This is a genomic window from Paraburkholderia sp. Ac-20347 (assembly GCF_017104805.1).
In the GTDB taxonomy this organism is placed as follows: Bacteria; Pseudomonadota; Gammaproteobacteria; order Burkholderiales; family Burkholderiaceae; genus Paraburkholderia; species Paraburkholderia tropica.
This window is the reverse complement of sequence record NZ_JAAGPN010000107.1, coordinates 19,428-28,511: the sequence shown is the minus strand read 5'-3', so window position 1 is coordinate 28,511 and position 9,084 is coordinate 19,428. Positions and strand designations below refer to the sequence as shown.

8 protein-coding genes are annotated in these 9,084 nt (G+C 68.3%); 2 read left to right on the top strand and 6 right to left on the bottom strand.

What is annotated here, in order from left to right; all coding sequences use genetic code 11:
• From G3N97_RS20460 to G3N97_RS20450, 3 genes are all read right to left on the bottom strand, one after another.
• On the bottom strand, positions 1–436 hold a 436-nt coding region (locus G3N97_RS20460), incomplete at its 3' end, for a triphosphoribosyl-dephospho-CoA synthase (RefSeq protein ID WP_205994832.1).
• A 5-nt stretch (positions 437–441) separates the two neighbouring features.
• Positions 442–2,124, bottom strand: coding sequence for a malonate decarboxylase subunit alpha (gene mdcA, locus G3N97_RS20455; protein WP_183716617.1), 1,683 nt, complete (start codon positions 2,122–2,124; stop codon positions 442–444).
• On the bottom strand, positions 2,108–2,932 hold the full coding sequence (locus tag G3N97_RS20450) for a GntR family transcriptional regulator (RefSeq protein WP_074986700.1): 825 nt from the start codon (positions 2,930–2,932) through the stop codon (positions 2,108–2,110). Before G3N97_RS20450 ends, mdcA begins: the two co-directional genes overlap by 17 nt.
• 202 nt (positions 2,933–3,134) lie before the next feature.
• Between G3N97_RS20450 and G3N97_RS20445 the strand changes: the two genes are divergently transcribed.
• Positions 3,135–4,433: an MFS transporter gene (locus G3N97_RS20445; RefSeq protein ID WP_205994831.1), complete on the top strand. Its 1,299-nt coding sequence runs from the start codon at positions 3,135–3,137 to the stop codon at positions 4,431–4,433.
• Positions 4,434–4,451: 18 nt separating this feature from the next.
• On the opposite strand, the gene G3N97_RS20440 is transcribed toward G3N97_RS20445, so the two are convergent.
• Complete coding sequence (locus tag G3N97_RS20440; RefSeq protein WP_205994830.1) at positions 4,452–5,396, bottom strand: DMT family transporter; 945 nt, start codon at positions 5,394–5,396, stop codon at positions 4,452–4,454.
• A gap of 116 nt (positions 5,397–5,512) precedes the next feature.
• Between G3N97_RS20440 and G3N97_RS20435 the strand changes: the two genes are divergently transcribed.
• On the top strand, positions 5,513–6,382 hold the full coding sequence (locus G3N97_RS20435; RefSeq protein WP_205994829.1) for a LysR substrate-binding domain-containing protein: 870 nt from the start codon (positions 5,513–5,515) through the stop codon (positions 6,380–6,382).
• Here the strand turns inward: G3N97_RS20435 and G3N97_RS20430 are convergent.
• Together G3N97_RS20430 and G3N97_RS20425 are read right to left on the bottom strand one after the other, a co-directional pair.
• The gene (locus G3N97_RS20430) at positions 6,370–7,443 is read right to left on the bottom strand and encodes an ABC transporter ATP-binding protein (protein ID WP_205994828.1); all 1,074 of its coding nucleotides are present in this window, start codon (positions 7,441–7,443) and stop codon (positions 6,370–6,372) included. The genes G3N97_RS20435 and G3N97_RS20430 overlap by 13 nt on opposite strands.
• A complete protein-coding gene (locus tag G3N97_RS20425; RefSeq protein WP_205994834.1) occupies positions 7,440–9,077 on the bottom strand; it encodes an iron ABC transporter permease in 1,638 nt (545 codons plus the stop codon). The genes G3N97_RS20430 and G3N97_RS20425 overlap by 4 nt, the downstream gene beginning before the upstream one ends.
• Positions 9,078–9,084: the final 7 nt, after the last annotated feature.

Sequence of the window (9,084 nt, the reverse complement as noted above, 5' to 3'; positions counted from 1 at the left end):
CCGCGCCCGCGACCAGCAGGCCCACGATCCAGATCGCGCCGCGATGCGCGTTGCTGCCGGCGGTCGCGCGCATCATCGCCGCTTCGCCCGCGCGGCCGATGCGCGCGAGGTCGGTGCGCAGCGCGGTGCCGGGCCGTGCGCCGGACGAAGCGCGCGCGAGCGCGGCGAAGGTCGGTTCGAGCGCGTGCGCGGAGCGCAGCATGATCGCCAGGTCGAGATCGACGTGCGCGCCGCTGCCGCGTGCATCGACGAGCGCGGGCTTCGGCGTGAGCCGCGCTTCATCGATCAGCGCGTCGCGGGCGAAGCGCGCCAGTTGCGCGTCGGGGCGCAGCGCCGCTTCGTGAGCGCTTGCGTGTACCGCTTCGGATGACGAAAAAGGCGCGCTCTCAGCCAGCGGCGCAGCAACAGCCGGCGACGGATTCGATTGCGTGCGCATCGCGCTCACCAGCTGCGAAAGCGCGCGGGCGGCGTGTACAGACCGCCCGACCACGTCACCAGATCGTCGATGCTGCGCGCGGCGAGCAGCGAACGCTTGGCCTCGCCGCGACGAATGCCGAGATCCTCGGGGAACTGCACGATGCCGCGGCGGCGCAATTCCTCGGTTTTTTCGGGTTTCGCGCGCAGGCCGATCGGCGTCACGCCCGCGACCGCCGCGAGCGACGCGCGCCGCTCCTCGATGCCTTCCGCGCGATGCAGATGCGCGATGCCTTCCTCGGTGACCACGTGGCTCACGTCGTCGCCGTAGATCATCACGGGCGCGACCGGCATGCCGCTTTTCTCGCCCACGGCGATCGCGTCCAGTTCGTCGACGAAGGTCGGCTCGCCGCCTTTCTTCCACGTTTCCGCGAGCTGCACCACGAGTTTGTGGCCGCGCGACACCGGGCCCGTGTCCTTGAGCAGCTTGAGCCACGCTTCGCTAGCGTGACGGCGGCCGCGCGGATCGTGGCCCATGTTCGGCGCTCCGCCGAAACCGGCGAGACGCCCGCGCGTGACGGTCGACGAATTTGCATCGGCGTCGATCTGCAGCGTGGAGCCGATGAAGAGATCGACCGCATATTGCCCCGCGAGCTGGCACAGCACGCGGTTCGAGCGCAGGCTGCCGTCGCTGCCGGTGAAGAACACGTCGGGGCGCGCGGCGATGTACGCCTCCATGCCCACTTCGCTGCCGAAGCAATGCACGCTGTCCACCCAGCCCGATTCGATGGCGGGGATCAGCGTGGGATGCGGATTGAGCGTCCAGTTGCGGCAGATCTTGCCCTTGAGGCCGAGCTGTTCGCCGTAGGTCGGCAGCAGCAGTTCGATCGCGGCCGTGTCGAAGCCGATGCCGTGATTGAGCGCGGTGATGCCGTAGGGCGCGTAAATGCCCTTGATGACCATCATCGCCGTGAGCACCTGCAGGTCGCCGATATGGCGCGGGTCGCGCGTGAACAGCGGCTCGACCGCGAACGGGCGGTCGGCCTGCACGACCACGTCCACCCACGAGCCCGGAATATCGACGCGCGGCAGTTCATCGACGATTTCGTTGACCTGAACGATCACGATGCCCTGGCTGAACGCGGCGGCTTCGGCGATCGTGGGCGTGTCTTCGGTGTTCGGGCCGGTGTAGAGATTGCCGTGACGGTCGGCCTTTTCCGCGCAGAGCAGCGCGACCTGCGGAATCAGATCGACGAACATGCGCGCGTACAGCTCCACGTAGGTGTGGATCGCGCCCACTTCGAGCTGGCCGTCTTCGAGCAGTTGCGCCACGCGCAGGCTCTGCGGCCCCGCGAACGCGAAGTCCACGCGATGCGCGATGCCGCGCTCGAACAGCGTGAGGTGTTCGGGGCGGCTGATGCTCGAAATCAGCAGATGAATGTTGTTGAGCTTCGCGGGATCGGCTTTTGCGAGCGAGCGCGAGAGGAAGTCGGCCTGCTTCTGGTTGTCGCCTTCGAGCGCCACGCGGTCGCCGGGGCGGATCAGCAGTTCGAGCGCGTCGGTCATGCGCGAGGCGGGCAGCACGCCGTCTTCGAGCCAGCCGGAAATGGCGGCGAGGCGGCGCGCTTTCTCGTCGCGGCGCGTGGTCCACGAGCGCGGCGCCGGGCTGGCGTGAGCGGGCGAGGCGGAGGTATCAGCTTGAGGCTTCATCGGGAGTTCGGCTCCGTGAGCGGGAGGATGCGGGAGACGCAGGAGAGGGCGCGCGCGCTTTCTTCGCGGCGGGCTGCGCCGCGGCGCGTTCGGCCTGTCGATCGGTCAGAAATTGGTAGATCAGCTCGCCGGTGCCGAGCAGATGCGCGGCCACGAGCGCCTGCGCGGCGGCGACATCGCGGCGTTTGACGGCGGCGAGGATCTCGGCGTGTTCGGCATCGGACTCGCCCTTGTAGGCGGGAAAGCCGAATTTAAGCCGCAGATAACGCTCGCCACGCCGATGCAGCGTGACGAGCATGTCCATCAGCTGCGGGCGGCCCGCGGGCGCGTAGAGGCTCATATGGAAGTCCTCGTTGCGCGCCACATACAGCGACGGGTCGCGCTCGCGCTTCGCGGCCGCGGCCAGCGCGCTCACGTCGCGCAGCGAGGCGGCCGTGTGATTCGGAATCGCGAGACCCAGCGCGAGGCTTTCGAGCGCCGAGCGGATCTCGTAGATCTCGCGGGCCTCGTCGCGCGACAGCGAGGCGACGCTCGCGCCCTTGTTCACTTCGATGCGCGCCCAGCCTTCGCTCGCGAGCTGGCGCAGCGCCTCGCGCACGGGAATGGCGCTGACCGAGAAATGCCTCGCGATCGCGTCCTGGCGCAGTGGCGCGTCCGGCGCGAGCGTGCCTTCGACGATGGCGGTGCGCAGGGCGTCCGCGATCATGCGCGAAGTGCTGGTGCGAGGCGCCGCGAGCGTCGGCAATCCGTTTGCCGAGCCCTCCGTCGCGCTGCCGTCCAGGGGAAAACCATTCGTTGCGTCGCTCATGAGATCAAATATTATATATAAAACGACAAGGGCGAAAGCCTCGCAAACCCGCAAAACGCGCAATACAGAATAGACGGGGAAAGCAGAAATCGGGGGCTCACAGGGAGTTCTTGAAGAGAGCCGGCCACAGTCCGGTTCGCGTTCCGCGCCGCGCTTTCAATCAGCATTCAGGGCGCGCGGCATCACAGGAGAGAGGAGCATCATGAATTCGATTACCGAGCCCGCCCGGCGTGCTCACAAGACGCCGCTGAACCGCTCGCAAATCGCCGGTTTCTGGGGCGCCTGGGCCGGTTGGACGCTCGACGGCATGGACTCGTTCATCTACGCGCTCGTGCTCACGCCCGCGCTCACCGAATTGCTGCCGCGTTCCGGCTATGCCGCGACCGCGCCGAACATCGGTCTCGCGGGCTCGATCCTGTTCGCGCTGTTCCTCGTCGGCTGGGGGCTGTCGTTCATCTGGGGGCCGCTGGCGGATCGCTTCGGCCGCACGCGCGTGCTCGCGGGCACCATCTTCATGTTTGCGATCTTCACGGGCCTGTCGGCGACCGCGCAAAGCGTGTGGGCGCTCGCCATCTACCGCTTTCTCGCGGGCGTGGGTATCGGCGGCGAATGGGCGCTCGCGGGCACCTACGTGGCCGAATCATGGCCCGAGGACCGGCGCAAGATGGGCGCGGGTTATCTGCAGACGGGGTATTACGCAGGTTTCTTCATCGCGGCGGCGCTGAACTACACGGTCGGCGTGCATTTCGGCTGGCGCGCGATGTTCCTGATGGGCGCGATTCCGGTGGTGGTCGCCATTCTCGTGCTCACGCGCGTGGAGGAGCCGGACAAGTGGCAGAAGTCGGACGCGAGCCACGTGCATCACGGCCATCCGCTGCGCGAGATTTTCAGCGCCGGTTATCGTCGCCGCACCGTGGTCGCGTGCGCGCTGCTGACGATTGCGATCATCGGTTTGTGGGCGGGCGCAGTGTATGAGCCGTCGGCGGTGATCCAGCTCGCCACCCGGGCGGGCGCGAGCAAGGCCGAGGCGATTCGCACGGCGTCGATCGCCACGGGCATTCTGTCGATCGGCACGATTCTGGGCTGTCTCGCGCTGCCGCCGATGGCCGAACGCATCGGTCGCAAATGGACGCTGGCGGTCTATTTCGCGGGCATGGCGGTGACGATCGCGGCGAGCTTCGGCTGGGCCTATTACCTCGAAAACGGGCTCGTGCCGTTCATCGCCATTCTGTTCGTGCTGGGCTTTTTCGGCGGCAACTTCGCGCTGTTCAGCCTGTGGCTGCCCGAGCAGTTCGGCACGCGCGTGCGCGCCACGGCGTTTGCATTCTGCACCTCGTTCGGACGGTTCGTGGGCGCGGGTGTGAACTTCATGCTGGGCGCGGCGGTGCTGCATATGCACACGCTCGGCGTGCCGGTCGCGCTCACGGCGATCGCGTTCGTGGTCGGCCTGCTGATCATTCCGTTCGCACCGGAAACGAAGGGCGAAGTGTTGCCGGGTTGAGCGCCAGGCCCTTCGGGGTCAACGCCGTTTGAACGCGAGCCTCGGCGGCAACAGACGCCAGCCGAGATTGACGCCGAGGCTCGCCGTCACGATCAGCACCATGCCCGCGAGTTGCGGCACGCTCAGCGCGCGGCCGTAGACGACCGCATCGACGGCGATGGCCGTGAGCGGATACACGAACAGCAGCACGGCGATCACGGGCGTCGTGAGCTTCGGCAGCGCGCCGTAGATCAGCACGTACGACAGCCCCGTGTGCAGCACGCCCATGCCCACCAGCCAGCCCCATTGCGGCGCCGAAATATGCGTGAGTTCGAGCGGCGCGACGAAGGGCGCGATCAGCGGCAGACACAGCGCGCCCACCGCGCATTGCGTCAGCGTGAACAGATGCGGACGCAGTTCGCGCAGACTCTTCGCGATCAGCGTGACGCTCGCATAGAGCACCGATCCGCCGAGCGCTTCGGCCAGACCAATCAGATAACGCGGATGATCGGCCACCTGGCTTTCCGCGAGCACGCCCGAGGCGAGCACGAGTCCCACGAACGCAATCGCGATCCAGCCGAGCCGGTCCGCGCCGAGGCGCTCGTGAAAGATCGCCGCGCCGATCAGCACGACCCAGAACGGCTGCACATGGAACACGACCGTCGCGACCGCGATGCTGGTGCGATGGATCGAATCGAAAAAGCCGACCCACTGCGTCACCATCAGCACGCCCGAAATGAAGGCGAGCGCGAAGGTGCGGCGCGTGAATTGGCGCACGAGCTGGCGCGGCGCGAGCCAGCCTTTCCACGCACAGTACGCGGCGAGCGCGAGCATGCCGAACAGGCAGCGGAAGAACACCAGCGTGAGCGCGCCGAGATGCGCCTCTTCGACGAACACGCCGATGGTGCCCATCAGCAGGCCGCCGCCCGCGAGCATGGCGACGCCCTGGCGGCTGTTTTGAAGGTCGGTTTGCGCGGACGACATTGGCAGGAAAACGCTGGAAAGCGAAAGCAGGTTGAAAACCGTTTCAGTATTCGTGAGTTGCAGGGTGTCGGCAAACGAATTAAATTGAACAATTCCATCAATCTGGCTGATGAATCATGAATCCCGAGTTCGATCTCGACCTCTTGCGCAGCTTCGTGGCCGTCGCGGACGCGGGCAGTTTCACGAAGGCGGCCGTATCGGTGCATCGGTCGCAGGCGGCCGTGAGCATGCAGATCAAGCGGCTGGAACTGATGCTCGGCACCACGCTGTTCACGCGCGACACGCGTAATCTGGCGCTGACGCGGCCCGGCAACACGCTGCTCGAATATGCGCGGCGCGCGCTCGATCTCCAGGAAGAGGCGTGGTCGGCGCTGGTGCGGCCCGAGGTGACGGGGCGCGTGGTGCTCGGCGCGCCCGACGATTACATGGCGGCGCTGCTGTCGCCGGTTTTAAGGCGCTTTTCGACGCTGTACCCGCATGTGGAGATCGAGATCGTCTGCGCGCAGAGCGTGGCGCTCGGGCCGATGCTGGCGGACAACAAGATCGACGTGGCCTTCGTGACGCGCGACAAGCAGATTCGCGGCGAATTCGTGCGCAGCGAGGACATGGTGTGGGTCGGTTCGCCCGACGATCCGGCTCCGCTTGCGATGTCGCCGCTGCCGGTCGGGCTCTACGAGCACGGCAGCGTCGCGCGTGCGCATACGGTGGCGGCGCTCGACGCGGCGCGCATCCGCTATCGCGCCGCGTTCAGCAGCGCGAGCCTCACGGGATTGATGGCGACGGTGGAGGCGGGCATCGCCGTGGTGGCGCTCACGCGTTGCAGCGTGCCCGCGCGCTTCGAAGTACTCGGCGAGGCGCAGGGTCTGCCGACGATCGAGCCGCTCGACATTGTGGTCGCGCGCAGCGTGAAGTCGAATCGGCCGACCTGCGATTACTTCGTTGAACAGATGGTTCAGGATCTCTCGGTGCGTCGTCAGCGCGGATAGACGCTGACTTCGCCGCCCACCGCCACGCGCACGCGCTCGCCCGGCTGCGGCGTGCGAAAGCCCGGCACGCGCGCGCGGATCGGCGTGGGCGCTTGAGCCGGATCAAGCTGCAATTCCAGCGTGAGCGCGGCGTCCTGGCCCTGGAACGTGACGTCGCGCACGCGCGCGTCGAGCGCGCCGGGGCGCATCGCATCGTGCGGCAGGACGTCGATCTGTTCGGGGCGCAGCATCACGTCGACGTCGACATCGACATTGCCGGGCGTTGCCGGCGTGTCCTGCGCAAGCGGCAGCGCGCCGAGCGCGCAATGCGCGAATCCCGCGCTGACGCGCCCCGGCAGCAACACCGCTTCGCCGACGAAGGCCGCGAGTTCGCGCGTGACAGGCCGGCGGTACAGCGTCTGCGGCGCGGCCGTCTGCACGAGCCGCCCATTCAACAGCACGGCAACCTCATGACCGAGCGAGAGCGCTTCCGCCTGATCGTGCGTGACCAGCACGGCCGTCGCGCCCGCCGCCGCGAGTGCGCGCGCCACGGCGGCGCGGGTTTCCACGCGCAACGCCGCATCGAGCGACGAAAACGGTTCGTCGAGCATCACGAGACCGGGCGCGGGCGCGAGTGCGCGCGCCAGCGCCACGCGCTGCTGCTGTCCGCCCGATAACTGCTGCGGCGCGCGATTGGCGCAGGACTCGGGAAGCCCGACGAGTTCGAGCAGTTCCGACACGCGATGGCGCGTGCGCCGCTGCGCGCGCGGCAGGCCGAACACGATGTTGTCCGCGACCGAGAGATGCGGAAACAGCGCGCCTTCCTGCGGCACGTAACCGATCTGGCGCTGTTCGGCGGGCAGATGCAGCGTGTCGTCGGCCACGCGTCGTCCGCCGATTTCGATGCTGCCCGCGTCGGCGCGCTCGAAGCCGCACAGCAGGCGCAGCAGCGTGGTCTTGCCGCTGCCCGAGGGGCCGAGCAGCGCGAGCAGCGAGCCGGACTTCACCGTGAGATGCACGTCGTGCAGCACGGGATGGCCGTCGAAGGCCTTGGAAACGCCGGCAATGCGAAGTGTGCTCATGGGCGCGAGGAATCGGATGAAGAGGGCGGGCCGGCCTGCGCGGCGAGCGCCGACTTGCCCGCGAAGGCGAACAGCAGGCCCGAGGCCGCGAGCGAGAGCGCCGTGAGCAGCGCCGCATAGGGCGCGGCGGCGGCGAACGCGAGCGTCGAGGTGTCGGACCAGACCTGGGTGGCGAGCGTGTGCGTGCCGATCGGCGCGAGCAGCAGCGTGGCGTTCAGTTCGGTGACGACCGAGATGAAGACCATCGACGCCGCCGCGCCCAGACCCGGTCCCGCGAGCGGCAGCACCACGCGCCGCAGCGTGGCGAACCAGCCGAGACCGAGCGCGCGCGCCGTCTCTTCGAGACGCTGCTGCGCCTGCAACAGCGCCGCGCGCACGCTCACGAGCGCGAGCGGCAAGAACAGGATCGCGTAGACCACGATCAGCAGCGTGGTGCTCTGATAGAGCGGTTCGAGCGCGCGCACCGCGAGCGACACGACGGCCAGCGCGATGACGAGTCCCGGCACGCCTTGCGCGATGAACGCCGTGCGTTCGAGAAACGTCGCCGCGCGGCCCGGATAGCGCGCGAGCAGATATGCGAGCGGCAGCGCGAGCAGCGTCGTGAAGACGGCGGCCAGCAGGCCGAGCCGCAGCGAGGCGAGCGTGGTGGAGAACAGCAGTTCGGGCGAGACGTCGGCGGGCGTGATCGCGGCGGCGCCCGGCTGGGTGAGCCAGTACCCGATCATCGCGAGCGGCACGCCGAGCGTGCCCACGTTGAGCGCGACGAACGCGAGCGTGACCGGCCAGCGCCAGCGGCCCAGCGCGAGACGGCCGACCGCGCGCCGCGCGCCGCGATCGACGCGTTCGTAACGCGCGCGTCCCCGCACGCGGAATTCGAACACGAGACACACGAGGCACAGCAGGATCAGCACGCAGGCGAGCAGCGAGGCGCCGCCGCCGTCGAAGCTGGTGCGATATTCGGCGTAGATCTCGGTCGTGAACGTGCGAAAGCGCAGCAGCGTGAACGCGCCGAATTCGGACAGCACGCCGAGCGCGACCAGCAGCATCGAGCCGAGCAGGGCGGGGCGCAATTGCGGCAGCACCACGCGCACGAAAATCGCCCAGCGGTTGCAGCCGAGTGCGCGCGCGCATTCTTCGAGCGCGGGATCGAGCCCGCGCAGCGCCGCCGCCACCGGCAGATAGACGAGCGGAAAATACGCGGTCGTGATGACGATGAACGCGCCGAGAAAGTCCTGCAAATCGAGGCTCAACGACACCCACGCATAGCTCGTGATGAACGCGGGCATGGCGAGCGGCGCGGCGGCGAGCAACGCGAACGCGCGCCGTCCCGGCAGATCGGTGCGTTCGACGAACCACGCGACGGCGGTGCCGAGCACGGCCGACGCCAGCGTCGCGCTCGCGGTGATGCTGAGCGTGTTGACGAGCAGCTCGCCGACGAGCGGACGAAAGATCAGCTCCGCCGCGTCGGCGAAACCGAACGACAGCGCGCGCCAGAACGTCAGCGCGAGCGGCAGCAGGACCAGCAGCGGTCCGAGCGCGGCGGCGAGAAACAGCGCGCGCGGCGCGCGGCGGCGCGTGACGGCATGCGCCGCGATGCCGGTCCGGTCGAGATCGGCATCGGGCTGATCCGGCATCGCGCGC